This is a genomic window from Kitasatospora sp. NPDC058115, from assembly GCF_042884635.1.
Classification (GTDB): domain Bacteria; phylum Actinomycetota; class Actinomycetes; order Streptomycetales; family Streptomycetaceae; genus Kitasatospora.
The window spans coordinates 165,558-190,949 of sequence record NZ_JBHVTL010000014.1 but is presented as its reverse complement, the minus strand read 5'-3'; the positions used below and the strand labels follow the sequence as shown (position 1 = coordinate 190,949).

The 25,392-nt window shown below is 73.0% G+C and carries 23 protein-coding genes; 11 read left to right on the top strand and 12 right to left on the bottom strand.

Translation table 11 applies throughout. The annotated features are described in order from the left end of the window. Positions 1–39: 39 nt before the first annotated feature. The 3 genes from ACFVVL_RS17320 (at position 40) to ACFVVL_RS17310 (ending at position 3,302) form a co-directional block, all read left to right on the top strand. The gene (locus ACFVVL_RS17320; protein WP_380294112.1) at positions 40–768 is read left to right on the top strand and encodes a type 1 glutamine amidotransferase; all 729 of its coding nucleotides are present in this window, start codon (positions 40–42) and stop codon (positions 766–768) included. Positions 769–1,138: 370 nt separating this feature from the next. After that, positions 1,139–2,164 carry a 6-phosphofructokinase gene (locus ACFVVL_RS17315; protein WP_380294113.1) on the top strand — a complete coding sequence of 342 codons (1,026 nt, stop codon included), beginning with the start codon at positions 1,139–1,141 and terminating at the stop codon, positions 2,162–2,164. Positions 2,165–2,306: 142 nt separating this feature from the next. Further along, the gene (locus ACFVVL_RS17310) at positions 2,307–3,302 is read left to right on the top strand and encodes a 2-hydroxyacid dehydrogenase (RefSeq protein ID WP_380297648.1); all 996 of its coding nucleotides are present in this window, start codon (positions 2,307–2,309) and stop codon (positions 3,300–3,302) included. A 93-nt stretch (positions 3,303–3,395) separates the two neighbouring features. On the opposite strand, the gene ACFVVL_RS17305 is transcribed toward ACFVVL_RS17310, so the two are convergent. The 12 genes from ACFVVL_RS17305 to ACFVVL_RS17250 all read right to left on the bottom strand — a co-directional run bounded on the left by ACFVVL_RS17305 (position 3,396) and on the right by ACFVVL_RS17250 (position 14,959). After that, positions 3,396–4,454, bottom strand: coding sequence for a beta-ketoacyl-ACP synthase III (locus ACFVVL_RS17305; protein ID WP_387675945.1), 1,059 nt, complete (start codon positions 4,452–4,454; stop codon positions 3,396–3,398). Positions 4,455–4,456: 2 nt separating this feature from the next. After that, positions 4,457–5,254: an FAD-dependent thymidylate synthase gene (gene thyX, locus ACFVVL_RS17300; protein ID WP_387675942.1), complete on the bottom strand. Its 798-nt coding sequence runs from the start codon at positions 5,252–5,254 to the stop codon at positions 4,457–4,459. Then, positions 5,241–6,551 carry a cytochrome P450 gene (locus ACFVVL_RS17295; RefSeq protein ID WP_387675939.1) on the bottom strand — a complete coding sequence of 437 codons (1,311 nt, stop codon included), beginning with the start codon at positions 6,549–6,551 and terminating at the stop codon, positions 5,241–5,243. The genes thyX and ACFVVL_RS17295 overlap by 14 nt, the downstream gene beginning before the upstream one ends. Continuing rightward, a complete protein-coding gene (locus tag ACFVVL_RS17290) occupies positions 6,548–8,155 on the bottom strand; it encodes a class I adenylate-forming enzyme family protein (RefSeq protein ID WP_380297640.1) in 1,608 nt (535 codons plus the stop codon). Before ACFVVL_RS17290 ends, ACFVVL_RS17295 begins: the two co-directional genes overlap by 4 nt. A 57-nt stretch (positions 8,156–8,212) precedes the next feature. Then, a complete protein-coding gene (locus tag ACFVVL_RS17285) occupies positions 8,213–8,662 on the bottom strand; it encodes a PaaI family thioesterase (protein WP_380297639.1) in 450 nt (149 codons plus the stop codon). 15 nt (positions 8,663–8,677) lie between these two features. Beyond that, on the bottom strand, positions 8,678–9,403 hold the full coding sequence (locus ACFVVL_RS17280; protein WP_387675934.1) for a 4'-phosphopantetheinyl transferase: 726 nt from the start codon (positions 9,401–9,403) through the stop codon (positions 8,678–8,680). Next, positions 9,393–9,647, bottom strand: coding sequence for a phosphopantetheine-binding protein (locus tag ACFVVL_RS17275; RefSeq protein WP_380297636.1), 255 nt, complete (start codon positions 9,645–9,647; stop codon positions 9,393–9,395). Before ACFVVL_RS17275 ends, ACFVVL_RS17280 begins: the two co-directional genes overlap by 11 nt. Beyond that, complete coding sequence (locus ACFVVL_RS17270; protein ID WP_387675930.1) at positions 9,644–10,678, bottom strand: transglutaminase domain-containing protein; 1,035 nt, start codon at positions 10,676–10,678, stop codon at positions 9,644–9,646. The genes ACFVVL_RS17275 and ACFVVL_RS17270 overlap by 4 nt, the downstream gene beginning before the upstream one ends. Further along, the gene (locus ACFVVL_RS17265; RefSeq protein WP_387675927.1) at positions 10,675–10,959 is read right to left on the bottom strand and encodes an acyl carrier protein; all 285 of its coding nucleotides are present in this window, start codon (positions 10,957–10,959) and stop codon (positions 10,675–10,677) included. The genes ACFVVL_RS17270 and ACFVVL_RS17265 overlap by 4 nt, the downstream gene beginning before the upstream one ends. A gap of 38 nt (positions 10,960–10,997) precedes the next feature. Then, the gene (locus ACFVVL_RS17260) at positions 10,998–12,653 is read right to left on the bottom strand and encodes an AMP-binding protein (RefSeq protein WP_387675924.1); all 1,656 of its coding nucleotides are present in this window, start codon (positions 12,651–12,653) and stop codon (positions 10,998–11,000) included. A gap of 37 nt (positions 12,654–12,690) precedes the next feature. Further along, complete coding sequence (locus ACFVVL_RS17255) at positions 12,691–14,313, bottom strand: MFS transporter (protein ID WP_387675921.1); 1,623 nt, start codon at positions 14,311–14,313, stop codon at positions 12,691–12,693. Between the two features lie 163 nt (positions 14,314–14,476). Continuing rightward, a complete protein-coding gene (locus tag ACFVVL_RS17250) occupies positions 14,477–14,959 on the bottom strand; it encodes an RrF2 family transcriptional regulator (protein WP_387675919.1) in 483 nt (160 codons plus the stop codon). Positions 14,960–15,336: 377 nt separating this feature from the next. Between ACFVVL_RS17250 and ACFVVL_RS17245 the strand changes: the two genes are divergently transcribed. The 8 genes from ACFVVL_RS17245 (at position 15,337) to ACFVVL_RS17210 (ending at position 25,381) form a co-directional block, all read left to right on the top strand. Then, positions 15,337–16,248, top strand: coding sequence for a tryptophan 2,3-dioxygenase (locus tag ACFVVL_RS17245; RefSeq protein ID WP_387675916.1), 912 nt, complete (start codon positions 15,337–15,339; stop codon positions 16,246–16,248). A gap of 20 nt (positions 16,249–16,268) precedes the next feature. Further along, positions 16,269–17,234: an alpha/beta hydrolase gene (locus ACFVVL_RS17240; RefSeq protein ID WP_387675913.1), complete on the top strand. Its 966-nt coding sequence runs from the start codon at positions 16,269–16,271 to the stop codon at positions 17,232–17,234. A 21-nt stretch (positions 17,235–17,255) separates the two neighbouring features. Next, positions 17,256–18,851, top strand: coding sequence for a tryptophan halogenase family protein (locus ACFVVL_RS17235; RefSeq protein WP_387675910.1), 1,596 nt, complete (start codon positions 17,256–17,258; stop codon positions 18,849–18,851). Between the two features lie 163 nt (positions 18,852–19,014). After that, positions 19,015–19,566, top strand: a complete 552-nt coding sequence (locus ACFVVL_RS17230) for a flavin reductase family protein (RefSeq protein ID WP_380296568.1) — start codon at positions 19,015–19,017, stop codon at positions 19,564–19,566. Then, positions 19,563–20,762 carry a kynureninase gene (locus ACFVVL_RS17225; protein WP_387675907.1) on the top strand — a complete coding sequence of 400 codons (1,200 nt, stop codon included), beginning with the start codon at positions 19,563–19,565 and terminating at the stop codon, positions 20,760–20,762. Before ACFVVL_RS17230 ends, ACFVVL_RS17225 begins: the two co-directional genes overlap by 4 nt. Before the next feature lie 50 nt (positions 20,763–20,812). Then, positions 20,813–22,387, top strand: coding sequence for a class I adenylate-forming enzyme family protein (locus tag ACFVVL_RS17220; protein ID WP_387675904.1), 1,575 nt, complete (start codon positions 20,813–20,815; stop codon positions 22,385–22,387). Further along, the gene (locus tag ACFVVL_RS17215) at positions 22,384–24,225 is read left to right on the top strand and encodes an FAD-dependent monooxygenase (RefSeq protein ID WP_387675901.1); all 1,842 of its coding nucleotides are present in this window, start codon (positions 22,384–22,386) and stop codon (positions 24,223–24,225) included. The genes ACFVVL_RS17220 and ACFVVL_RS17215 overlap by 4 nt, the downstream gene beginning before the upstream one ends. 187 nt (positions 24,226–24,412) lie before the next feature. After that, a complete protein-coding gene (locus ACFVVL_RS17210) occupies positions 24,413–25,381 on the top strand; it encodes a cytochrome c oxidase assembly protein (RefSeq protein ID WP_380296577.1) in 969 nt (322 codons plus the stop codon). Positions 25,382–25,392: the final 11 nt, after the last annotated feature.

Below are 25,392 nucleotides of genomic sequence, written 5' to 3'. Positions count from 1 at the left end.
AGCAGCCCACCGCACGTACGTCATGGAAGGCCTTCGAGGATGAGTGAGAGCAGCCTGCGCGTGGTCTGGGTCTACCCCGACCTGCTCAGCACCTACGGCGACCGGGGCAACGCCCTGGTCGTGGAGCGCCGGGCCCGTCAGCGCCATCTCAACGTGACCCGGATCGACGTCCGCTCCGACCAGGCGGTGCCCACCAGCGGCGACATCTACCTGATCGGCGGCGGCGAGGACCGTCCGCAGCGGCTCGCCGCCGAGCGGCTGCGCAACGACTCCGGCCTGGTGCGGGCGTCGGAGAACGGCGCGATCATCTTCGCGGTCTGCGCGGGCTACCAGATCCTCGGCCACGAGTTCGTCAACGACCTCGGCCAGCGCGAGCCGGGCCTCGGCCTGCTGGACGTGTGGACCACCCGCGGCGAGGGCGAGCGCTGCGTCGGCGACGTGCTGGCCGACGTGGACCCGCACCTCGGCCTGCCGCAGCTGACCGGCTTCGAGAACCACCAGGGCGTGACCCACCTCGGCCAGGGCGTCAGCCCGCTCGCCCGGGTCACCGCCGGCCGGGGCAACGGCACCGGCGACGGCACCGAGGGCGCCTGGCGGGACACCGTCTTCGGCACCTACCTGCACGGCCCGGTGATGGCGCGCAACCCCGCCGTCGCGGACATGCTGATCAAGCTGGCGCTGGACGTGAACGCCCTGCCGCCGGCCGACACCACCTGGTACGACGCGCTGCGCGCGGAGCGCATCGCGGCCACGACGCGCCCCGCGTAGCACGTCCCGCGCCCGTCCGGCCGGGTGCCCGCGATGCGGTCACCCGGTCCACGGACGGCCCGGAACGTACGACAATGGGGCTGCCCCTCCCCGGGGCTGCCGGCTGCACACCCTCCTCGGCAGCAGGCTGCACTTCCACGCGGGGGCGCCGACGGCGCCGCTCCCGCGTCGGCTCCTGCCCGGCCGGACGCAGGGGCCGTATGCTCGGAATCCACGGCCGGTTTCGGACGTTCTGTCCGGATCGGCCGGTCCTTCACCCGGCGGCCATCTCCGCGCCACTCCGGCGCGGGAAGGGCTCGCTACGGTGGCGGTCCGTCGTCCCAGCCTGTAGTCCGGCCGTTCCTCGGTTCTGCTCGGGAGTTGCAAAGCAATGCGTATTGGAGTGCTGACCAGCGGCGGTGACTGCCCCGGCCTGAACGCGGTGATCCGCTCCGTGGTCCACCGGGGGGTGGTCGACCACGGCGACGAGATCATCGGGTTCGAGGACGGCTGGCGCGGTTTCCTGGAGGGGCACCACCGGCCCCTGACCCTCGACTCGGTGAGCGGCATCCTCGCCCAGGGCGGCACGATCCTCGGTTCCTCCCGGGTGCAGCCCAGCCACCTGCGCGACGGCGTCGAGCGCGCCAAGCAGTACTGCGCGGACCTCGGCCTGGACGCGGTGATCCCGATCGGCGGCGAGGGCACCCTGAAGGCCGCCAAGCTGATGAGCGACGCGGGCCTGCCGATCGTCGGCGTGCCGAAGACCATCGACAACGACATCGCCTGCACCGACGTCACCTTCGGCTTCGACACCGCCGTGTCGGTCGCCACCGAGGCGCTGGACCGGCTGAAGACCACCGCCGAGTCGCACCAGCGGGTCATGGTCGTCGAGGTCATGGGCCGGCACACCGGCTGGATCGCCCTGAACGCGGGCATGGCGGCCGGCGCGCACGCGATCGTCGTCCCGGAGCGCCCGTTCCACATCGAGAAGCTCACCGCCGTCGTCCGCGAGCGCTTCGACCGGCAGAAGAAGTTCGCCATCGTGGTCTGCGCCGAGGGCGCCAAGCCCGAGCCCGGCACCATGCACTGGGAGGAGGGCACCAAGGACATCTACGGCCACGAGCGGTTCACCGGCATCGCCACCCAGCTCTCCCGCGAGCTGGAGCACCGGCTCGGCAAGGAGGCCCGCCCGGTGATCCTCGGTCACACCCAGCGCGGCGGCACCCCGACCGCCTACGACCGGGTGCTCGCCACCCGGTTCGGCTGGCACGCCGTGGAGGCCGTCCACAAGGGCGCCTTCGGGCACATCACCGCGCTGCAGGGCACCAGCATCAACCTGGTGCCGCTGGGCGAGGCCGTGGCCGAGCTGAAGACCGTGCCGGCCGACCGGTACCTGGAGGCCGAGACGGTCATCTGACCGCCCGCCCCGTACGGCCCCGGCCCCCGAGCGCGCGAGCGCCGGGGGCCGGGGCCGTTCCCGGCCGAGCCCCCCCGGGGGGCGTCGGAACGACGCGAGCCAGTGCGCGCATTCCGGCGGCGCTTTGGGTAGCGTGACGGGGATGGAGATCCTCGCCTACGGCGTCCAAGCAGACGAACAGCCGCTCCTGGAGAAGGCCTTCGCCGGCCGGCACTCCCTGCGGACCCTGGCCGTGTTCCTCGATCGCGACACCGCGCCGCTCGCCGCCGGCCACCCGGCCGTCAGCAGCAGCGTCAACGACGTCCTGGACGCCGGGACCCTGGCCGTCCTCGCCGCCGGCGGGACGAAGCTGATCGCCCAGCGCTCCACCGGCTTCAACAACATCGACCTGGAGGCCGCCGCCGGGCTCGGCCTCACCATCGCCCGGGTCTCCCACTACAGCCCCTACGCCGTCGCCGAACACGCCTGGGCGCTCGCCCTGGCCGTCAACCGGCGCCTCACCCGCGCCGCCAACCGTTCCCGGGAGTTCGACTTCCGCCTCGACGGCCTGCTCGGCCGCGACATCCACGGCATGACGGTCGGCGTCATCGGCACCGGCAAGATCGGCGAATGCTTCGCCCGGATCGCGGCCGGATTCGGCACCGAGCTCCTCGGCTGGGACATCGCCCCCAACCCCGCCTGCCTCGACCTCGGCATGACCTACACCGAACTGCCCGAACTCCTCTCCCGCGCCGACCTGATCAGCCTCCACGTCCCGCTGCTCCCGGCCACCCACCACCTCATCGACGCCGCCGCCCTGGCCCGGATGAAGGACGACGCGATCCTGGTCAACTCCAGCCGCGGCGGGCTCGTCGACAGCGCCGCCCTGGTCGAGACCCTGCGTGCCGGACGCCTCTCCGGCGTCGGCCTCGACGTCTACGAGGAGGAGACCGGCGTCTTCTTCACCGACCGCTCCATCCACGGCATCACCGACGACACCCTCGCCCGCCTCGTCACCTTCCCGCAGGTCCTGGTCACCAGCCACCAGGCCTACTTCACCCACACCGCCGTCGGCCAGATCATCGACGCCACCGCCCGCAACATCGACGACTTCGCCGCCGGGCGCACCAACGAGAACACGCTCGTCCCGAAGGCCTGAGCGCACCCCGGCGGATTCCCGGGACTCCGGATCACCGGAGGAGCCCTCTCCCGGGAAGCCCGCCGGGGCGCGCGCGTTCCGCGGCCCGGGGCGTCAGCCGACGCCCGGCAGGGTGACGACCAGTCCGGCGTAGGAGAGCCCCGCGCCGTAGCCGAGCAGCAGCGCGGTGTCCCCGGCCTCGGCCTCGCCCGAGGCCAGCAGCTGGTCCATGGCGAGCGGGACGGACGCCCCCGAGGTGTTCCCGGACCGGGCGACGTCCCGGGCCACGGCCACCGTCCCGGGCAGCCCGATGCGGGCCGCGATGGCGTCGATGATGCGCACGTTGGCCTGGTGCGGGACGAAGGCGTCCAGGTCCTCGACCGTGAGGCCGGAGGCGGCGAGCGCCCGCCGCCCCACCTCCGGCATCTCGGTCACGGCCCAGCGGAAGACGCTCTGGCCCTCCTGGACCATGTGGGGGAACGCGCCGCCGGAGGAGCCCCCGGAGGAGTCCTCGGACGGGTTCCCGGACGCCTTCCCGACGGCGTCCCTGAGCGCGGTCCACGGTCTGGTCTGGGTGATCAGGGCGGCCTGGGAGCCGTCCGCGCCCCACACCACCGGGCCGATGCCGGGCTCCGCGGCGGGGCCGACGACCACGGCGCCCGCGCCGTCGCCGAAGATGAAGGCGGTCGAGCGGTCCCGCGGGCTGATCAGGTCGGTCATCCGCTCCACCCCGACCACCAGGACGTGGGCGCCCCTGCTGCGGACGGCGTCCGCGGCGACCGCCACGCCGTGGACGAAACCCGCGCAGCCCGCCGACAGGTCGAACGCGGCGGCCCGCCGGGCGCCCAGGCGGTGGGCGATCGACGCCGCGGCCGAGGGCGTCTGCAGCATGTGGGTGAAGGTGGCGGCGATGACGCAGTCGATCCGCGCCGGATCGATCCCCGCCGCCGCGACCGCCTTGCTCGCCGCCGCCTCCCCCATCATCTCCAGGGTCTCGTCGTCGTCGGCCCAGTGCCGGGTGACGATGCCCGTCCGGCGCCGGATCCAGGCGTCCGAGGAGTCGATGAACCGGCACGCCTCCTCGTTGTCGACCACCCTGCGGGGCCGGTAGGTCCCGAGTCCCAGAATGCCCGCGTTCCCCTCCGCCGCCGGCGCGCAAATCCTCGCACCCATCGTCAGACCTTCCGCCACGCCGGCGTCCAGGAACCGTCGGTCACCTCGTAGTCGCCGAAGAGCGTCGGCGCCTCGGCCCGCATGAGCTCGCCGACCCGGTGGAAGACGAGCCGGATCTCCTCCTCCGCCTCGGGGGCCGTCCGGGACTCGATGACGTGGCGCAGCGTCCGGACGTTCGCCGTCCAGACCAGGCTGGTGCCGACACCCTCGGGGGCGAAGCGCCGCATGAAGGAGGTCCGGTGCTTCTTCTCGGCGAACGGGACGCCCTCGCGGTCGAGGCCGAAGTGCCGGGCCATCCAGAGCTGGAGCTCCTCCAGTTCCCGCAGGGCCCTCCCGGTCCGTTCCATGAGCTCCGGGTCGTCCTTGGCCCAGTCGGGGAACCAGAACGGCAGTTCGTCCAGCCGCAGGAAGCGCAGCGACTCCTGGGAGACGGCCGTGCCCGCGCGGTGGCGGACGAGCTCATGGGTGAGCACCCGGCTGACGTTCTTCAGCACGAAGGTGAAGTTGGCGTGCTCCAGCACCGATCCGTGCGCGCCGGCCAGCACGTTGCGCAGGTAGGCGGCCTGGTCCGTGCGCACCCGGGTGACGTTGGGGTTGAGCCCCGGTTCCCAGGACCGGTAGCACATCCGGCCCGCGATCTCGGCCAGGGTCTCGGCGTCGTTCGGCGGGTTGTCGAGGGCACCCTGGTCGAACCTGGCCAGCCACTGTTCGCCCCCGATCTCCCGCAGGTAGGCGGTGACCTCCCGCAGGTCGAGGGACGGACGCGCGATCACGGTGATCTCGGGTTCAACGAGTTTCATGGTGTCCTTCCCGGTGCGGGTGGGGGTCGGCGACGTCCAGGCGGGCCGGGGCCCGGAAGGAGACCAGCGGCAGGAACGGCGGCGGTTCCGGGGTGGCCGGCCGCAGTCCGGGGAACCGCTCGGCGCACATGCTCAGGAACACCCGGCCCTCGACGCGCGCGAGTTCGGCGCCCGGGCAGCGGTGCCGGCCGAGCCCGAAGCCGAGGTGCTGGTGACCGGCGTCCCGCATCGGGCAGAGCCGCTCCGGGTCCGGGTGGGCCTCGGGGTCGTTCCCGGCGCTCGTCAGCATGAGGAGCAGTTCCGCCCCGGCCGGCAGGTCGACCCCGCCGAGCCGGGTCTCCCGGCTGGTGACCCGCCGCCAGGCCGTCAGCGAGGGCTCGCGGCGGAGGATCTCCTCCAGCCACCGCCCGGCGGCCGTGGGGTCGCCGGCCAGCTCCGGCCAGTGGACCCCGCTCTCCAGGGCCCGGTGGGCCGCGGTGGTGATCATCTGGGTGGTCGTCACGTGTCCGGCGACCAGCAGGTTGGAGCAGACCGCGACGGCCACCTCGCGGCTCAGCGGGGCGCCGTCGGGGGTCCGCTGCCGGGCCAGCGCGGCGAGCAGGGAGTCCTCGGGGGCGTCGCGGATCTCGGCCAGCTCGCAGAGCCAGGTGTAGAAGGCGGCCACCCGGTGGGCGAGTTCCCGCTGCCGGTCCTTCTCGGTGCGTCCCCAGAACAGCGTGATGAACGCGTCGGTCCAGTCGGCGACGGTGTGCACGTCGGCCCGGGCCGTGCCGGTCAGGCCCAGGAGGTGCAGCATGACCCGGACCGGGACGGTCCGGGCCGCGCCGCGGGCCAGGTCGTGGCGGCCGGTGGTGCGCAGGTCGGCGGCCATGACGTCGAGTTCCTCGGCCGTGATCCGCTCGATCTCCGGTGTGGCGAGGCGGACCCGCTGGGCGCTGAGGAGCTTCAGGACGATCGCGCGCAGCGCCGGGTGGCTGTCCCCGCTGTTGTTGAACAGTGCCGGGGGCAGGGTCTTGAAGCCCACCCGGTCCAGGATCCGCAGCGCGGGGAGCCGCAGCGGGACGACGGAGCGCAGGGTGTTGTCGTTGCGGTAGGTGACGGTGTCCAGGAGGACCCGCCGCACGTCCTCGTCCCGGCTCACCAGCCACAGCTTGGTCGCCGGGTCGTGGTGCACGGGGGCGGTGTCCCGCAGCCGTGCGAGGACGGGGAACGGGTCGGCGGCGAACTCCGCCGCGAACAGGTCGACTTCGGGCGCCGCCGTGCGCACGAGGGCGGGGGCGCCGGCCTCGGCAGTCACGTCAGCCGCTCCGCCCGGCCCTGGTCGGGGGAGCCGACCAGGGGGAGGCTGCCGTCGGCGACCATGGCGCCCAGGAGCTGGCGGCGGACCTTCCAGGTCGAGGTCATCGGCAGGGCGTTCCACGGGCTGTGCAGCGGTTCGGCCATGCCGGGCAGTCCGGCGACCGCGCGCTGCCACGCCGCGGTGCCGAGCGGCTGGTCGCCGTGGGTCGCCACCACCGGGACGGGGTTGCCGTCCTTGCCCTCGACCAGGACGACCTCGGTCAGCTGCGGCAGCCGCTCCATGAGCACGTCCTCCACCTGGAGGCTGCTGGTCACGCCGTCGATGTGGTCGATCTCCCGGTCGAGGAGGTGCACGCACCCCCACTTGCTGCGGTAGCCGAGGTCGCCCATCCGCCACCAGCCGCCGGCGAACCGCTCCGCGAACTGCTCCGCGCCGCCGATGATGCCCACCGAGTGGCCGTGCGTGCGCACCAGGATGGGGCCGACCTTCTCCGGGCCGGAGGCGTCGGCCAGCGGCTCCCCGATCCTGACCTCGGTGACGCCCTTGAAGGGGAAGCCGAGGCAGCGGCCGTCCGCCGTCCTGGCCAGCCGGCGGGTGTAGGGCCGGAGACAGACCGGCCCGGTCTCGGACTGTCCGTAGCCCTGCACGTAGACCGGCATCCTGCGCCGGCTGGCGCCGAGCAGGATGCGGATGGTGCGCGGGTGCATGGCGTCGAAGGTGTTGATGAAGTAGCGGACGTTGGCCAGCGGGCCGCGCGGGTCGTCGGCCAGCGCCTCCCACTGGATGAGGATGTTGGGGTGGGCCTCCAGCAGCCCGGGGCGGGTCTCGCTCAGCAGGTCGGCGGCCTTGCGCGGGTCCGGGTCGGTCAGCACGACGGTGTGCTGGCCCCGGGAGATGACGATGTACAGCAGCGGCCATATCCGGGCGTGCACCAGCGAGACGCAGATGGCCCGGGCCTCCCGGGCGCGCATGATCTTCGCGGTCCGCAGCTGCGGCTTCAGGTGCCACCACAGGCTGCGCGCGGACTGGAGGACGAGCTTGGGCAGCCCGGTGGTGCCCGAGGTGTGCGTGGCCAGGCACGGCGCGTCGGGCTCGGTGCGCACCGCGGCGCGGCGCGGGGCTCCGGCGTGCCGGTCCAGGCTCTCGTGGCCGTCGGCCTCGCCGGTGAGCAGCAGCACCCTGCTGGTGGTGGCGGCGACGTCGACCCCGTCGAGCGCGCCGCGCAGGGTCGCCGGGTCGGTGAGCAGCACCGCCGGTTCGTCGGTCTTCGTCAGGAGCTGCGCGACGATGTCGCCGTCGAGCTTCGGGGACAGCAGGAGCGGGACGGCGCCGAGCCGGCTGAGCGCACAGGCCGCCAGGACGAGGTCGAAGGTGTTCGACGCGAAGAGGAACACCCGCTCGCCCGCGCCGACCTCGGCGGCGGCCAGCCGGGCGGCTATCTCCTCGACGTGGTCGGCGAGCTGACGGAACGTCACGCTGGTACCCGAGGCGGGGAAGAGCGCGAGCCGGTGGTCGAGGGTCATGCGGCTGTTCGGGTGCTGGGACGCCCCCATGGCGAACAGGTCACCGATGTAGAGTGCCTCGTTCTGTGCTGCGGACATGCGGCGTTCTCCTCCGTGGTTCGCTGGTGGGTCGATTGACGTGCGGTGGCGCGCCGGTCAGCTCCTCGCTCCCTCCGGGGCGGCCGGCCTCCTCGGGACGACCACCTGGACGGCCTGGGCGGTGCACACCGTCGCTCCCGCTTCGGTGGTGAACACCGTGTCCACCCACACCCGGCGCCGGTCCGCCCGGACGACCGCCGCCTCGGTGTGCACGCGCCCGCCGGTCAGCGGGAGCAGGAAGCGCATGGACAGCTCGCGGGTCGCGAGCCACTGGTCGTCCTCCAGGACGGTGTACATGCACACCCCGGCGAAGCTGTCGGCCACGGCGGCCAGGTATCCGCCGAACACCCCGCCGGGACCGACGACGACCGGGTCGACCTCCCAGCTGCCCCACACCCGGCGGTCCTTCCAGCCCTCGATGCGCGGCAGGCGCAGGGCGTCCATCACGGCCGGAGGACTGGCCGTGCCGGCCACGATCCTGTCCAGGAGCTGGTGGTACCCGTGCATCAGACGTCCTTGCGGTCAGGGGCGGACGACCGCCCAGGTCAGTACGGACCGGCCGGAGCGGAGCAGGCCGGTCTCCAGCAGCACTCCCGCGACGAGAACGGTGGCCGCGGGTCCGGGAAGGTCCCCGCAGGCCTCCGGGCGCAGTTCGATCTGCTGGAAGCCGCTGATCGCGACGCCCCGGGAGCAGACGGCCTTGTAGATCGATTCCTTCAGGGAGAACAGGGTGCCGAGCCGGGCGACGGGGTCGGGGCCGGGCTCCAGCCAGGCCCGTTCCCGCTCCGTGCAGACGAGCCGGGCCGCCCGCAGCGGGAGCGCGTCCAGCAGTTCGAGGTCGACCCCGACCGCCCGGGCCAGCGAGCGCGGGGCGGCCAGGCAGACCCCCACGCCCTCGCGGTGGCTGATCGATCCGGCGACGCCGTCCGGGAACAGCGGCAGCCGGCCCTCGGCCAGCACCGGACCGGGCACGCCCAGACCGGCCAGGCACCGGGCGGCCGCCGCGCGGCCGAGGCGGAAGTCCGCGTGCCGGGTGGCGGGCAGCCGCCGGAGCAGGTCCTCCTCCGCCGGGTGGGGTGCCGGGGTCCGGTCCGCCCCGGCGTGGGCGAAGGCCAGCGCCGTCCCGGCGGGCGGACCGCCGTGGCGGGCGACGGCCGACTCCAGGGCGGACACCGCTCCCGGGGCGGACGCCGCGTCCGGCGCCGACACCGCCGGGGCCTGCTCCGTCAGCGGGGTGTCAGCCTCCACTGCCGGTGGTGGCGTCCGCCGGCCCGGCCGTCCGCAGCAGGTCGTCGATGGCGGCGATCGTGGTCACCGACGTGATCTCCTCGTCGTCGAGGGCCCGCCGGATCTCCTCCTCCAGGTGCATCACCACCAGGACCATCTCCCCCGAGTTCAACCCGGACTCGCGCAGGTCGTCACCGTCGGCGATGTCGTCGAGGATCGCCGGCGCCGCCATGCTCCGGGCGAGCAGCTCACGGGCGTTCATCATGCCTTCTCCTTCAGTGGGTTGACCAGGAGCACGTTGCGGACCGCGACCGGGGTCCCGTCGTGGGTGTGGCGCACGGTCTCCCGGTCGGCGGGACAGTCGCACGGGACGAGCCGGTTGGGCACCGAGCCGAGGCAGAACTCGACGAACTCCTCGCCCGCGCCCTGGCGCAGCCCGAGGAGGGCGAAGACCGGGTCGATGACCTTCCACTCGCCGTCCTCGTGGACCTCCGCCCAGGAGTGGTCGCTCCCGAGCAGGCCCATGAGGTAGCCCTTGCGGGTGCGGGCCCGCAGGCCGGCCGCGGTGAGGACGTCCCGCAGGTGCAGGCTGACGCTGATGCAGTTCGCGGTGCCGTTGGCGCGGGCCGCCGCCGGGTCGTTGCGCATGGCCACCGGCATGTCCTGGTAGCGCATCCGCCCGCTGCGCATCTCCTCCAGCGACGCGTGGAACGCCTCGCGGACCAGCGGGTCGCGGACCCGCCGGACGCTGCCGACCGTTCGCACGGTCGCCGCGAACCCGGCCGCGGGCGGGCGGCCCTCGACGCTCGCGCCGCGGACTTCCAGCTCGGTGCCCTTCGCGGTGCGCTCGTCGCGGGCCTCGCCGCCGAACTCGGCGCTGGCCAGGCGGGCGAATTCCCACGCCCCGCCGCAGTCGTCGGACTCGACGCAGGCCGCGAGGTTGCGCATCGCCCAGGAGCGCGGGTTGACCCACTCGCCGGGCGGCGAGGCGGCGAAGCGGAACAGGTAGCGCTGCACCAGTTCCATGAAGGAGCCGCCGGAGCCGGAGGCGGCCGCCACATTGCGGATGTCGCTGTCCTCGAAGCGCGCCCGGTCGCCGTCGCCGCGCGAGCGCAGGCCCTCCCGCACCAGCAGGTCGAGGACCTCGCCGGGGCAGCGCATGACCGTCAGGGCGGCCTCGCGGTCCATGTCGAACCGTGCGTACGCGTCCGGTGTGGGTACGATCTGTCGCAGCGCGCTGACCCAGCCGGCGGCCTCCGGCGCCGCGGCGGTGAGCGGGCCGGTCGCCGGGGTCATCTGCCGGACTCCCGCGCGGCGGGCTCGGCGGGCTGCACCTGCTCCGTCAACGCGCCGATCAGGTCGTCGACGGTCTCGATCGAGAACAGCGCGTCGTCGTCGAGGCTGACGCCGTGCACCTGCTCCAGCGTGTTGACGATGCGCAGCAGCTTCACGGACTCCATGCCGGGCAGCAGGGACAGCTCGGCGTCCCCCGGCAGTGCGGTGGCGTCGATGTCCAGCTCCGCGGTGAGGGCCGCGATCACGGAGGACACGATGCTGTCGGACGCGGTCTCCCTCATCCGGAGACTCCCTTCGGGGTGTGGGGGTGGTGAAACGTTCATGCGGCACCGGCCGGGTCCGCGGCGCCGCGCCCGTCGCCGAGTTCGTCCAGCAGCGACCGGAGCTTGCCGCGCTGCACCTTGCCGCTGCTGGTCTGCGGCAGGAACCTGGTCGGGGCGAGGTGCACCGTGACCGCGCTCAGGCCCATCCGGGCCCGCAGCTGCCGGTGGCAGGCGGCGATCAGCGCGGCGCGTTCGTCCTCGCCGGTCAGGGCGGTCTCCACGACGAGCGCCATGTGGTCCTCCGCCGCGATGGCGGCGCACGCCTTGCGGGCCACCCCGGGGAGGTCGCGGACGACGGCCTCGGCGTCCTCCGCGTAGTAGTTGACGCCCCGGACGATGATCATGTCCTTCCGGCGGCCGAAGATGTACAGCTCGCCGTCGGCGATCACGCCCATGTCCCCGGTCCGGTGCCAGCCGTCCGGCGAGCGCTCGTCCCCGGCCGGCCGGCGGTAGTAGCCGCTCATCACCGACGGCCCGGAGATCTCGATCTCGCCCGGGTGCCCCTCCGGGACCGGGGCCCCGTCGGCGCAGACGCGTACCGCGATGTCCGGGACGGGGGTGCCCACGCTCACCAGCGCACGGGCGTTCGGCGCGCCCTCGGTGCTGAGCGCGAAGCGCCCGTCAGCCAGGGCCTCGCGGTCGACCCAGCGCAACCGGGGCTCCAGCTCGGCGGAGGAGAACGTCACCGTGAGGGTGGCCTCGGCCATGCCGTAGACCGGGCACATGGTCTGCGGCCGGAAGCCCCAGCTCCCGAAGGTCTTCTGGAACTCCTCGATGGAGCGGGCGTTGACCTGCTCGGCGCCGTTGCACCAGACCCGCCACGCGGACAGGTCGGCCGGCTCCGGCTGCGGCTCCTCGGCGCGCACCGCACTGACCAGCGCGTCCACGAAGAAGTTCGGCGCCGCGGTGTGGGTGCAGCCCTCGGCGGCGAAGCGGCGGAGCCAGTCGAGCGGGCGCTTGACGCCGCCGCGGGGCCGCCAGAGCACGGCGTCGCAGCCGGTCCCCAGCGCCGTCAGCAGGCAGAAGATCCCCATGTCGTGGAAGAGCGGTACCCACAGGCCCCAGGTGTCGTCGCCGGTCGAGCCCGAGGCGCTCGCCAGCGCGTGCACCGCGGTCACGATGTTGCCGTGGGTCACCGGCACGCCCTTGGGGCTGGCGGTGCTGCCGGAGGTGTACTGGATGTAGGCCAGCTGCTCCGGGTCGGCCGGCGCCGCGGGCACCCGGCCCGCGTCGCCGGCCGGCAGCGCGTCCGCCGACAGCACCGTGACGCCGGGGATCGCGCGTTCCAGCGCGCCGCGCACCCGCTTCAGCTCCGGATCGACGACCAGGACACCGGCCCCGGAGTCGGCGAGGATGCCGGCCACGTGCTGGACGTAGCCGTCCACGCCCCCGTACCCGAACGGCAGGGCGATCGACAGCGGCACCGCCCCGAGGTACTGGGCCCCGAAGAGCAGCCGCAGGAAGCCGCTGCCGTTGTGCATGACGAAGGCGACCCGGTCCCCCGGGGCGATGCCCAGGGAGGCCAGCCCGGCCGCGGTGACGCGGGACTCCGCGAGCAGGTCGGCGAGGAGGACCCTGCGGTCCTCCTCGACCAGGGTGAGGGTGGACGATCCACCCCGGCTTTCCAGCAGTTGGAGCAGCGTTGCGGTCATTGCCGTTGTCCCTTCCACCTGTCTGGGGGGCTCACTGCTACTTGTCGGCACCCGCCGGCCTGGGCAGGAACCGGACGCCGAGCGCCACCGCGGCCGCGGCCCCGGCCAGGACGAGCACGCTCACCCCGTAGGCCATGCGGTAACCGTGGTGGTCCGCGTCGGCGAGCGCCTCCCTCGCCTCGGGACCGGGTGCGGCCAGGGCCTCCCGGCAGGCCGCGGACTCGGCGGCCGCGGCGGGGTCGCCCTCGCCCTGGGCGATCACGCACTCCCGCAGGCTCGCGGCGACGCTCGCGCTGGTGGTCGCGGGCAGGTGGTCCGCGGAGTTCCGGGCCGAGGAGCCCAGGGTTCCGAAGAACACCACCCCGATCAGGGCGACGCCCAGGACCGCGCCGACCTGCTGACCGGTGCTCAGGGTCCCGGAGGCGGACCCGGCATCCGAACTGCGGATCGAACCGAGGACCAGTCCGAGCAGCGGGGCGAGCGCGAGACCGAGGCCGAAGCCCGCGACGACGAACGAGGGGATGAAGTACCAGCCCTTGAGTCCGTTGCCGGCCAGCAGCGTCGTCAGGCCGACGGCGAGCACACCGAGGGACCACACCAGGGCGCCCACGGTGACGGAGACCCGGCCGCTCCTGCGGCGTGCGAACGGGGTCGAGGAATAGTAGCCGACGAGGGAGCCGACCGCGAAGGGGGCCATCACCGCGGCCACCGTCAACGCGCTGTACCCGTAGGCGAACTGGAGCAGCAGCGACTGGTAGAGGAAGAAGGAGGTGATGCCCGAGTAGGCGAGCATGTACATCAGCAGACCGACGGTGAACGCCCGGTCGCGCCACAGCGACGGGGGGATCAGCGCCGACTGCGTCCGGCGGTGGACCCTGGCGCAGCGCAGCGCGAACGCCGCGAACAGCGGGACGGAGACGACCATCAGCGCGAAGCTCCACCACGGCCAGTCGCGCTCGTGGCCCTCGATCAGCGGGAAGCACAGGCAGGCGAGGGCCGTGACGATGAGGAGCACCGCCGGCAGGTCGAGCTTGCGGGCCTGTTCCGAACGGGACTCGGGCAGGTAGAGCAGTGCGGCGACGAGCGCGACGATCCCGATCGGAAGGTTCACCAGGAAGGCCGGCCGCCAGCTGCTGCCGAACAGGTCGAGCTGGATGAGCACGCCGGAGAGCATCGGGCCCACGATGGTGGCGGCGCTGACGACCATGCCCAGCGCGGCGAACGCCTTGGGGCGGCGCTCCGGCGGCACCACGACCTGGATGACGGTGAGGGTCTGGGGGTACATCAGGGCGGCGGTGAGCCCCTGCAGCGCCCGGGAGGCGATCAGCATGGACGGGCTCTGCGCGAGTCCGCAGGCGGCCGAGGTCAGGATGAACCCCGCCAGGCCGATCACGAACAGCCGTTTGCGTCCGTAGAGGTCACCTAACCGGCCGCCGGTGATCAGCAGGACCGCGTAGGTGAGCTGGTAGATGGCGACGACCCACTGCACCTGGGAGAAGCTCGCGTTCAGCTCGCTCTGGAGGACCGGGGCCGCGACGTTGACCACGGAGGAGTCGGCAAGCACGAGGAACGCCGCAACCAGGACGATGGCGACGGAGAGACCCGGCGGTCGCGACCGGGCCACCCCCGTCTGCGCCGGCGCGAGCATGCTGTCGGTCAAGACTCCCCCTCGGTGGTCTTTCTCGGTGGCCTTCACGGCCTGAACAGGTGTGCCGGTCCGCTGCGCAGCGACGCCCGGCACCCGCGTCACGGCACCCCGATGCCCCCCTTCCGCACGGTGCGGAGAGAGGGGACGCCGGGGGAAAGAGGTGGCGACCGAGGACTCAGAGGGCCTGGAGCCACTCCCGGGTGACGCCCAGGACCTTGGGGGCACCACTGTCGAGGCTCTCGATCAAGTGCGCGATCGTGCGTGCGGCCAGGGCCTTCCGCATGGCCATCTCGGCCTTGGACATCTCGATCTGAACGATGCACGGAAGCCGGCCGCTGGTCATGCCCAGCTGGGCGCCGACCCCGTTGTCGCGGATCCCGGTGCACTGGAACAGGTCGGCCGGCCCTTCGACGGCGACCACGATGTCCATCAGGGAGATCTCACCCGCCGCACGGGCGAGCGAGAAGCCACCCTGCACCCCTGGAGTAGAGCGCAGGATACCGGCCCGCACCAGCGACTGGAGCTGCTTGGCGAGGTAGGCCTTCGGCAGACCGTGGAACTCCGCCAACGCACCGGCCTGGACGGGGGCTCCGGCAGGGGCGCACGCCAACGTGATGCAGGCATGAACCATCCACTCGACGCCCGCTCCCATCTTCATGACATCGAGGATAGCGGATGTCTTGGTTCAGACAAGCGGCGTTCCGCCCGGCCGGATCCGGCGCTTCTGCACCCTTTGCCCGCCTTGCCGGGTTCGACCCCTTCATGTACATGTCGGGACATTGCGGCTCGAATATCCATAATGGCAAATTCATGCGCGGTGAACCTCTTCAATTTGTTCGTTGACGCGGCGAAATCCAGCCCGTACTGTCACTCGGAGCCCTGCCGTGCAGGGTCTCCTGATGCATGACCGGAAAAATCGGGCGCCGGCCGGTGCCGCTGGAGTGGCATCGGCCGGGCGACGGGATTTCCGATTTCCGGTCGGTCGCGAGCGCATTCCGGTATTCCGCAGGAGAATCGACGGGGGTTCCACTTTCCATGTCCAGCGATCACACCGTGTCCGGTCCCCGCGCCTACACGCCGTTGACGGAGCAGGACCGCCGGGCCCGGGCCGCGGAGAGCGGCGGGGAGCCGGTGCTCGACTTCAGCATCGGCCGGGTCAACGAGAACAGCACGCCCTACATCGACTACCACAGCGTCGACACGCTCCTGAGCCTCCAGCACCCCCGGACCGACGAGCCCGCCGAGCTGACCTTCTACATCGTGGGCCAGGTCCAGGAGCTGCTGTTCAAGCTGATGTTCACCGAGGTCAACCGCGTCCGGGACCTGCTCTTCGAGGACGACCTCACCGAGGCGATGCGCTTCCTGCGCCGGGTGGCGTCGGTCGAGCGCACGCTCACCGCCTGCTGGGAGCCGGTCAGCACGCTGACGCCGGCCGAGTTCCTCGGGTTCCGCGACGCGCTGGGCGCCGCCTCCGGGTTCCAGTCGTACATGTACCGGCAGCTGGAGTTCTCCCTCGGGAACAAGGACCCGCGAATGGCCGAGGCGTACCACGCCGTCCCGTGGCTGCACGAGCAGGTGTCGAAGGTCCTGCGGGCGCCCAGCCTCTACGACGCGGTCCTCTCCGTCCTGCACCGCCGCGGTCTCATTCCCCGGAAGTGCCTGAACGAGCGCTACGCCGAACCGTACGAGCCGGACGTCCTGGTGGAGGACGCCTGGGCGGCGGTCTACGGCTCTCCGCGGCAGCACCACGAACTCTATGTGTTCGCCGAGGCCCTGGCCGATCTGAATTACCACTACTCCCGCTGGCGCACGACCCATCTGCTCGCCGTCGAACGCATCATGGGCTACAAACCGGGAACCGGCGGAACGCTCGGCGTGGAATGGCTCCGCCGGGTCGCCGAACACCGTTTCTTCCCAGAATTGTGGAGCGTCCGCACCCGACTCTGAACGGAAAAGGCGCGACTTTCATGAATGTCTACGGAAAGTACGACCAGGAAGCCCTGGACATCCAGTACTCCCCCAGTTCGAAGGTCGACGACATCAAGCCCTTCCTCACCGAGTACGCCGTGCGCAGCCGGCGGACCCGGGAGGAGCTCGCGGTGCGCCGCGGGATCCCGTACGGCCCCGAGGCCTGCGAGACGCTGGACTTCTTCCCGGCCGACGGCCCCGACGCCCCGCTCCTGGTCTTCGTCCACGGCGGGTACTGGCAGGAGCTGAGCAAGGACGACTCGGCCTTCCCCGCGCCGGGGGCGGTGGCGGCCGGTGCCGCGTTCGCGGCGCTCGGCTACGGGCTCGCCCCGCACTACTCCCTGGAACAGATCGTCGGCCAGGCCCGCCGCGGCCTCGCATGGCTGGTGCGGCACGCGGACGACCTGGGCGTCGACCGCCGGCGCATCCACCTCGCCGGGCACTGCGCGGGGGCCCATCTGGTGCTGTCCGCGCTCCTGGACGACTGGCGGCCCGACGGACGGCATCCGGCCGACGTCTTCGCCGGGGCCGTCCTGATCAGCGGGGTCTACGACCTCGAACCCCTCCGGCTCACCTATGTGAACGAGCCGCTGGGACTCACGGAAGTGACGGCCCGTCGGTTGAGCCCGCTGTACCACCTGCCCGACCGGCTCCCGCCGCTCGTGGTGGCCCGCGGCGGCGCCGAGACGGACGAGTTCTGCCGGCAGCACGGCGAGGCGGTCGAGGCGCTCGGGCGGCGCTCACCCGGGATCCACGACCTCGTCGTCCACCACCGCAACCACTTCGACATCACCTTCGACCTGACCGACCCGGCAACCGCGCTGGGGGCGTCGGTCCTGCGGCCACTGCGGGCGGCCGCACCGGACACCGGAACCGCCGGAACCGCCGGACCTGCTGAACCCGCCGGACCTGCTGGACCTGCTGGACCCGCTGAACCCGCTGGATCCGCTCGGACCACGACCTGACCTTTAGGGGGCTTTCTCCTCATGAACAGCGACAACCGGATTCAGAGCGTCGTCGTGCTCGGCGGCGGCACGGCCGGCTGGATGTCCGCCGCGTACCTGGGCCGGGCTCTCGGGCAGACCGTCAAGATCACGGTGCTGGAGGCCCCTGAGGTCCCCAGGATCGGCGTCGGCGAGGCCACCATCGCCAACCTGCAGAAGGTGTTCTTCGACTTCCTCGGCCTGCGTGAGGAGGACTGGATGCCGGAATGCAACGCGAGCTTCAAGATGGGCATCCGGTTCGTCAACTGGCGCACCCCCGGCGCCGGCGAGGCCGTGGGCCGCCCGCACGCCGGCGGCAAGGACCACTTCGACCACCTCTTCGGGCTGCTGCCCGAGCACGACAACCTGCCGCTGTCCCACTACTGGACCCGCAAGCGGCTGAACGGCGAGACCGACGAGCCGTTCGACCGGGCGTGCTACGTGCAGCCGGAGATCTTCGACCGCAAGCTCTCGCCGCGCCGCCTGGACGGCACCAAGGTGGCCAGCTACGCCTGGCACTTCGACGCCAACCTGGTCGCGAAGTTCCTGCGCCGCTTCGCCACCGAGAAGCAGGGCGCCGTCCACATCGAGGACACCTACGTCAGCGCCGCGCTCGACCAGCGCGGCCACATCACCTCGATCACCACCGCGTCCGGCCGCACCCTGGAGGCCGACCTCTTCGTCGACTGCTCGGGCTTCCGCAGCCTGCTCATCAACCAGGTCATGCGCGAGCCCTTCCTGGACATGGGCGACCACCTGCTCAACGACCGCGCGGTGGCCACCCAGGTGCCGCACGACGACGAGGCCCACGGCGTGGAGCCCTTCACCTCGGCCATCGCGATGTCCTCCGGCTGGTCCTGGAAGATCCCCATGCTCGGCCGCTTCGGCACCGGCTACGTCTACTCCAGCCGGTTCGCCACCCAGGACGAGGCCACCGAGGAGTTCTGCCGGATGTGGGGCCTCGACCCCGAGACCCAGCCGCTCAACCACATCAGGTTCCGGGTCGGGCGCAACCGGCGCGCCTGGGTGAAGAACTGCGTCGGCATCGGCCTCTCCTCCTGCTTCCTGGAGCCCCTGGAGTCCACCGGCATCTACTTCGTCTACGCGGCGCTCTACCAGCTGGTCAAGAACTTCCCCGACAAGAGCTTCGACCCCGTTCTCGTCAACCGGTTCAACCGCGAAATCGAGACCATGTTCGACGACACCCGGGACTTCATCCAGGGGCACTTCAGCTTCGCCCCGCGCAATGACACGCCGTTCTGGCGAGCCTGCAAGGACCTCGAACTCGCCGAGGGCTTCAAGGAGAAGGTCGCCCTCTACAAGTCCGGTCTCGGCGTGAACCTCCCGGTGACCGACGAGAGCAACTACTACGGCAACTTCGAGGCCGAGTTCCGCAACTTCTGGAGCAACGCGAACTACTACTGCGTCTTCGCCGGTCTCGACTACCTGCCGGACCGCCCGATGCCCGCGCTGGCCCACCGGCCGGACGCCATCGCCGCCGCCGAGGCGAAGTTCGCCGACGTCCGCCGCCAGCGGGACGAGCTGGTGGCCACGCTGCCGACGACCCACGAGTTCCTGCGCCAGCTGCACGGCAAGTGACCGTAGGCGGCGGCCCGGAGCCAGCCGGGCCGCCGCCCCGCTCCGACCTCCCGGAGGTCCGCATGACATTCCGCCGCCGGCCGGCGACGGCCGCCGTGTCGAAGGCCGACGTGTCGAAGGCCGGGTCGACGGCCGGGTCGAAGGCCGACGGAGGCGTTCGGCCGTGAACGCCACCTCTGCGGCCGAGCCCGAGCCGGTGTCCCCGGAGGCCTTCCGCGGACTCATGGCGGAGTTCCCGACCGGGGTGGCCGTCGTCACGGCACGCGACGCGGACGGCCGGCCGTGGGGCATGACCTGCTCCTCGCTCTGCAGCGTCAGCACCTCACCGCCGACCCTGCTGCTCTGCCTGCGCGCCGAGAGCCCCACGCTGGCCGCCCTGCTGGAGAGCGGCGCCTTCGCCGTCAACCTGCTGCACGGCGGGGCGCGGCAGGTCGGCGAACTCTTCAGCTCGGGGGACGCGGACCGCTTCGACCGGCTGCCCTGGGCCGCCGGCGACGGCGGCCCCCACCTGTCCCGCCACACCCATGCCATCGCGGACTGCCGGGTCGACCGGACCGTGGACGGCGGAAGCCACCTGGTCGTCTTCGGGCGGGTGTTCGGCGTCACCACCACGGACGGGCACCTGCCGCTGCTCTACGGCCGCCGCCAGTACGGCAGTTGGACCGGGGCGCAGGCGGCCGCGACCCCCTCGCCCGATCGGAGAGCTCTCGGATGACCAGCCGCAGCCACGCCCAGGAGCTCGACCGGGCGGACCCGCTCGGCGGCGCGCGCAAACGCTTCGACCTGCCCCCGGGCGTCGTCTACCTGGACGGGAACTCGCTCGGCGCCGCCCCCGCGGGCGTGGCCGACGCCCTCGCCGGGATCCACCGGCAGTGGCGCGACCACCTGATCAAGGGGTGGACCGACGACGGCTGGCTGACCGCTCCCCTGCGGGTCGGCGACCGGATCGGCCGGCTGATCGGTGCCGCGCCCGGCCAGACGGTCACCGGCGACTCCACCTCCGTCCAGTGGTTCAACGCGCTGACCACGGCGGCCCGGCTCAGGCCGGACCGCCGGATCGTGCTCGCCGACACCGACGCCTTCCCCACCGACCGCTACCTCACCGACTCGGTCGCCCGGCTGCTCGGCCTGGAGGTCCGCGCGGTCCCGGCGGGACGGTTCGGCGCCGCGCTGGCCGAGCTCGGCGAGCGGGTCGCCGTGGTCGCCGCGAGCCCGGTCGACTTCCGCACCGGCGAACGCCTGGACCTCGCGGAGGTCACCGCCGCCGCCCACGCGGCCGGCGCGGTGACCGTCTGGGACCTGTGCCACGCGGCCGGCGCGCTCGACATCTCGGTGGACGCCGCCGGGGTGGACCTCGCCGTCGGCTGCTCCTACAAGTTCCTCTCCGGGGGCCCGGGCGCCCCGGCGTACGTCTACGTGGCCGAACGCCACCGCGCGGCCACCGACCAGCCGCTGACCGGCTGGCTCAGCCATGCCGCGCCCTTCGACATGGCGGCCGGCTACCGCCCGGCCGCCGACATGTCGCGGTTCCGGATCGGCGCGCCGCACATGCTGTCCCTGACGGCGCTCGACGCGGCGCTCGACGCCTTCGACGGCCTCTCCATGGCGGACGTCCAGGCGAAGAACCTCGCGCTGGGCGCGTTCTTCATCGCCTGCGCCGACGCGCACCTGGCCGGCCGGGGCTTCGACCTGGTCACCCCGCGCGAGGGGCACCGGCGCGGCAGCCAGGTCACCCTGAGCCACCCCCGGGCGGCCGCCCTGATGGACGGCCTCGCCGCCCACGGCGTCATCGGCGACGTCCGCCCCCCGGCCCTGCTGCGGTTCGGCTTCAACAGCCTCTACGTCTCCTACACGGACATCCACCGAGCGGTCATGGCGCTGCGCCTCCTGACGGAGCCCGCCGACGCCTGACGCGGACGGCCGACCGGTCCCGGCACCGTACGAGTTCATCGGAGAGATCAATGTGGTTCAGTGACATCCTCGACCGGCACTGCCAGCAGCGCGGTGACGCCCCGGCCGTCGTCGAGGGGACGAGCAGCCTCAGCTGGCGGCAGCTCAGGGCGGCCGCCCAGTCGGTGGCGGCCCACCTCCGCGACCGGGGCGTCGGGCACGGTGACCCGGTCGCCGTGCACGCGCGCAACAGGTTCGAGGTGATCGTGGCCTACTTCGCGCTGGCGCACCTGGGCGCCCCGTTCGTCCCGGTCAACCACGCCATGTCCCCGGCCGAGTTCACCGAGGTCGCCGAGCGCCTCGGGGTGCGGCACGTGATCGGCGAGCGCCGGCTGGTCGACCGCCTCGGGCTCGACGCCGCCCGCACGACCGTCTTCGAGTCGGAGGAGTTCCGGCGGGCCCTGACCACCGAGGTCCCGCTCACCGCGCCGGCCGCCTCCCCCTCCGACCCGCTGGCCTACCTGCTGACCTCGGGCACCACCGGGAAGCCGAAGGGCGTGCTGCAGACCTCCGAGGCGCTGCGGCAGATGACCCTCTCCTGGCTGGCCGAGGCACGGGTGGACGACAGCGTCCGGCTGCTCAACCTCAACTCGCTGGCGCACGGCGGCGTCACCGTGACGTTCCACTACCTCGCCGCCGGGGCGACGCTCCACCTGATGCGCGAGTTCCAGCCGCGCGCCGTGCTGCGCACCATCGCCGAGCAGGAGATCACCCACCTGTGGATGGTCCCGCAGATGCTCCGCTTCCTGATGATGACCGTGGGGCCCGACGCCGTCGTCGAGAACCGTCTGCGCGAGATCATGTTCGGCGCGTCCCCGATGAGCCAGGACCTGCTGCGCGACGCCGCGCGCGCCTTCGGCTGCGGCTTCCGCAACATCTACGGCATGACGGAGGCCGGCGGCACCTTCTGCACCTGGTCGGTGGGCCCGGGGGCGCCGGGGGCGGACCCCGTGCCGCGGGAGTCCAGCGGCCGCAGCGTGCCGGGCATCAGGGTGGAGATCCACGACGAGGACAACCGCCCGCTGCCCCTCGGCGAGATCGGCGAGGTGTGCGTGCTGGCCCCCGGGCGGATGTCGGGCTACGTCGGCGATCCCGTCGAGACCGGCCGGACCGTCGTGGACGGCTGGGTCCGCACCGGCGACCTCGGCGTGATGGACGCCCACGGCTTCGTCCACCTGAAGGACCGCATCAAGGACGTCATCAAGCGCGGCGGCCAGAACGTCTTCCCGGCCGAGGTGGAGAACGCCATCGCGGGCTTCGAGGGGGTGCGCGACACGGCGGTGATCGGCGTCCCGGACGAGGTCTGGGGCGAGGTGCCGCTGGCCTTCGTCGTCACCGAGGACCCCGCCTTCGCCGCCGCCCGGCTCCTGGCCCACCTGCACGGCCGGCTGGCCTCGTACAAGCTCCCCCGGGAGGTCGTGATCGTCCCGGAGATCCCGCGCAACGGGGCGGGGAAGATCCTCCGCCGGGTCCTCGCCGAGCAGACCGCCGAGCAGACCGCCGAGCAGACCGCGGGACAGAGCGCCGGACAGAGCGCCGGACGGAGCGCCGAGCAGAGCGCCGCGCAGGCCGGGGCGCGCCGATGACCCGCACGCCGCCCGAGGGCCGCCCGAGGCGGGTCGCCTGCATCGGGGCCGGGCCGGCCGGCCTGCTCGCCGCGACGCAGATCAAGGCGGCCCGCCCCGGCTGGAGCGTCGACGTGTACGAACGCGCGCCCGAGGGCGAGACCTACGGGTACGGCGTGGTGTTCTCGGACACCGCCGTCCGCACCATCGACTTCATCGCGCCCTCCCTCGGCCGGCTGCTGGCCGCCCAGGTCACCTGGGACGCCGTCGAGGTGCGGGCCCGTGGCCGGCGCCACCGCAGCGCCGGCCACGGCTACGTGGCCCTCTCCCGGCACCGGCTGCTCGCGGAGCTGGCGGGCCGGGCGGCCGGGGCGGGAGTCGCCCTGCACTACGGGGTCGCCGCCGACGCGGAGCTGCTGAGCGCCGAGTACGACGTGGTGGTGGCCGCCGACGGCGCGGCCAGCCGGACCCGGCGGGCCCTCGCCGGGGAGCTGGGCGCGCGGACCGGGCTGGGCCGGTCGCGGTTCGCCTGGCTCGGCACCGCGGCCGAGTTCGACGCCATGACCTTCATCTTCGAGGAGACCGCCCACGGACCGGTCGTCGCCCACGGCTACCCGCACGGGGACGGCGTGAGCACCTTCGTGGTCGAGCTGCCCGCCACCGGCGACCCCGCGGCCGCGGCGGAACGCGGGCGGCTGGAGCAGGACCTCGGCCACTGGTCGGACGTCTTCGCCGAGCACCTCGCCGGACACCCCCTCCAGGCGAAGGACCTGCGCTGGGCGAACTTCCCCGCGGTACGGCTCGACCGCTGCGTGCGCGGCAACGTGGTGGTCATCGGCGACGCCTCCCACACCGTGCACTACTCGGTGGGGTCGGGCACCCGGATGGCCCTGGAGGACGGCTACTACCTGGCCCGCGCGCTGCACCGCCACGAGGTCGTCGCCGACGCGCTGGCGGAGTACGAGCGCAGGCGGCTGCCCAGCGTCCGCGCCCTCCAGGACGCCGGGGAGCGCAGCATGCGGTGGTTCGAGAACGCTCCGGCCCACCTGGAGCGGCCGGGCGCGCAGTTCTCCGTGCACCTGCTCAGCCGGGCCGTCCTGCCCGTCGCCGCGAGGGTCCGGGCCGAGGCCCCGGACCTCGTGGACGAGGCCACCCGGGTGGTCGCCGGGGGTGACTACCGGCCCGCCCCGGACGGCGCGCTGGCGCTGCCGCTGGACGTCGGCGGGCTCCGGCTCCCGGGGCGCCTGGTGCTCGACCTCGGCGACGGCACCCCGGAGGGCGCGGTGCCGCAGGACGCGCCGTACGGCTGCGTGCTCGCGCCGCCCGGGCGCCCGGCGGGCGGCGCGATCGTCACGGCGGACCGGCTGGCGGACCACCTGGCCGGCCCGGCCTCCCGGCACTCCGCCGCCCCGCCGCCGTTGGTCGTCGTCGACATGGGCGTCTGCCCGCCGGACCCGGCCCGGGCGGGCGGCGAGGCGGCGGCGCTGTCCGCCGCGGTCGCCGATCGCGGCGGCGGCCGGGCTCCGGGTGCGGTGGTCGCGGTGCGCAGCACGGTCGCCGCCACGGGCGGCCCGGCGTCCGGCGGGGCCGTGGAGGCGCTGCTCGCCCGGCTGCGCGCGATGCGCTCGGCGGGCCTGTGCGAGCTGGCCGACCTCGACGCCGGGCCCGGCGGGGGCGCGGCCCCGGAGGCGGTCCTCGACGCGCTCGAATGGGCCGACGCCGTGCGGTCGGCGCTCGGGATCCCGGTGATGCTCAGTGGCTTCCGGGCGCGTCCGGACCAGGCGGAGCCGCACATCCTGGCGGGGCGGATCGACGCCTGGTGCGTGCGCGGCGCCGCCCGGACGGAGGGCGGGGCCTGACGCGGCGGGCCGGGAGCGGGGATTCCCGCACGGATCACGGACGCCCGCGGGTGCGACGGGGGCCGGGGCGCGGCCCGGGGTAAGGCCCGCCTAGGCTGTATGCCGAAGCAAAACGGGCGAACCGGACCCATCCAGGGGCCGTGACGAGGGAAAGCAGGACCCGCCGATGGGCGACGGAATGTCAGGCATGCACCACCACGGCGGGATGACCGAACTCGGCCCCTTCTCGCTCTCCAACGTGCTCACCTGGTCCCCCGACTGGGTGTTCCTGATCGGCAGCCTGGCCGCGCTCGCGCTGTACGTCACCGGCGTGGTCCGGCTGCGGCGGCGCGGCGACGGCTGGCCGGTCGGGCGCACGGTGGCCTGGGTGCTGGGTGTCGGCTCGGTGATCCTGGTCACCTGCACGGGTCTGAACGACTATGGCATGGTGCTGTTCAGCGCGCACATGATGCAGCACATGGTGCTCTCCATGCTGTCGCCGATCCTGCTGCTGCTCGGCGGGCCGATCACCCTGGCGCTGCGGGCGCTGCGGCCGGCCGGCAAGGGGCGCCCGCGCGGGCCGCGCGAGCTGCTGGTGGCGCTGCTGCACTCGACCTACGTCAAGGTGATCTCGCACCCGGCCTTCACCATCCCGCTGTTCATCGCGAGCCTGTACGGCGTCTACTTCACCCCGCTGTTCGACTTCCTGATGCAGTACCGGCTCGGGCACATCTTCATGATGGTCCACTTCCTGGCGACCGGCCTGGTCTTCTTCTGGCCGATCATGGGCGTGGACCCGGGCCCGCACCGGCCCGGCCACGTGATGCGGATCATCGAGCTGTTCATGGGCATGCCGTTCCACGCGTTCTTCGGCGTCGCGGTGATGATGGCCAACCACCAGCTGGTGAACACCTTCACCACCGAGGGCGCGCCGCCCGGGACGGACCTGCTGGCCGACCAGAAGCTCGCGGGCGGCATCACCTGGGCGTTCGGCGAGATCCCGACCGCGATCGTGCTGATCGCGCTGGTCTACCAGTGGATGGGCTCGGAGCAGCGGCTCTCGCGCCGCCGGGACCGCGCCGAGGACCGCAGCGGTGACGCCGAGCTGGCGGCGTACAACGCCTACCTGGCCTCGCTGGACCAGCGCAGCCGGCGCCCCGCGGCCGACGCCGGCTGAGCCCGGCCCGT

What these genes read in the sequence shown, in the direction of transcription:
- ACFVVL_RS17215 (WP_387675901.1), top strand. Translation starts at nt 22,384, where the DNA reads ATGACCCGCACGCCGCCCGAGGGCCGCCCGAGGCGGGTCGCCTGCATC.
- ACFVVL_RS17240 (WP_387675913.1), top strand. Translation starts at nt 16,269, where the DNA reads ATGAATGTCTACGGAAAGTACGACCAGGAAGCCCTGGACATCCAGTAC.
- ACFVVL_RS17320 (WP_380294112.1), top strand. Translation starts at nt 40, where the DNA reads ATGAGTGAGAGCAGCCTGCGCGTGGTCTGGGTCTACCCCGACCTGCTC.
- ACFVVL_RS17260 (WP_387675924.1), bottom strand. Translation starts at nt 12,653, where the DNA reads ATGACCGCAACGCTGCTCCAACTGCTGGAAAGCCGGGGTGGATCGTCC.
- ACFVVL_RS17220 (WP_387675904.1), top strand. Translation starts at nt 20,813, where the DNA reads ATGTGGTTCAGTGACATCCTCGACCGGCACTGCCAGCAGCGCGGTGAC.
- ACFVVL_RS17315 (WP_380294113.1), top strand. Translation starts at nt 1,139, where the DNA reads ATGCGTATTGGAGTGCTGACCAGCGGCGGTGACTGCCCCGGCCTGAAC.
- ACFVVL_RS17275 (WP_380297636.1), bottom strand. Translation starts at nt 9,647, where the DNA reads ATGATGAACGCCCGTGAGCTGCTCGCCCGGAGCATGGCGGCGCCGGCG.
- ACFVVL_RS17245 (WP_387675916.1), top strand. Translation starts at nt 15,337, where the DNA reads ATGTCCAGCGATCACACCGTGTCCGGTCCCCGCGCCTACACGCCGTTG.
- thyX (WP_387675942.1), bottom strand. Translation starts at nt 5,254, where the DNA reads ATGAAACTCGTTGAACCCGAGATCACCGTGATCGCGCGTCCGTCCCTC.
- ACFVVL_RS17310 (WP_380297648.1), top strand. Translation starts at nt 2,307, where the DNA reads ATGGAGATCCTCGCCTACGGCGTCCAAGCAGACGAACAGCCGCTCCTG.
- ACFVVL_RS17250 (WP_387675919.1), bottom strand. Translation starts at nt 14,959, where the DNA reads ATGAAGATGGGAGCGGGCGTCGAGTGGATGGTTCATGCCTGCATCACG.
- ACFVVL_RS17305 (WP_387675945.1), bottom strand. Translation starts at nt 4,454, where the DNA reads ATGGGTGCGAGGATTTGCGCGCCGGCGGCGGAGGGGAACGCGGGCATT.
- ACFVVL_RS17285 (WP_380297639.1), bottom strand. Translation starts at nt 8,662, where the DNA reads ATGCACGGGTACCACCAGCTCCTGGACAGGATCGTGGCCGGCACGGCC.
- ACFVVL_RS17290 (WP_380297640.1), bottom strand. Translation starts at nt 8,155, where the DNA reads ATGTCCGCAGCACAGAACGAGGCACTCTACATCGGTGACCTGTTCGCC.
- ACFVVL_RS17225 (WP_387675907.1), top strand. Translation starts at nt 19,563, where the DNA reads ATGACCAGCCGCAGCCACGCCCAGGAGCTCGACCGGGCGGACCCGCTC.
- ACFVVL_RS17210 (WP_380296577.1), top strand. Translation starts at nt 24,413, where the DNA reads ATGCACCACCACGGCGGGATGACCGAACTCGGCCCCTTCTCGCTCTCC.
- ACFVVL_RS17265 (WP_387675927.1), bottom strand. Translation starts at nt 10,959, where the DNA reads ATGAGGGAGACCGCGTCCGACAGCATCGTGTCCTCCGTGATCGCGGCC.
- ACFVVL_RS17270 (WP_387675930.1), bottom strand. Translation starts at nt 10,678, where the DNA reads ATGACCCCGGCGACCGGCCCGCTCACCGCCGCGGCGCCGGAGGCCGCC.
- ACFVVL_RS17235 (WP_387675910.1), top strand. Translation starts at nt 17,256, where the DNA reads ATGAACAGCGACAACCGGATTCAGAGCGTCGTCGTGCTCGGCGGCGGC.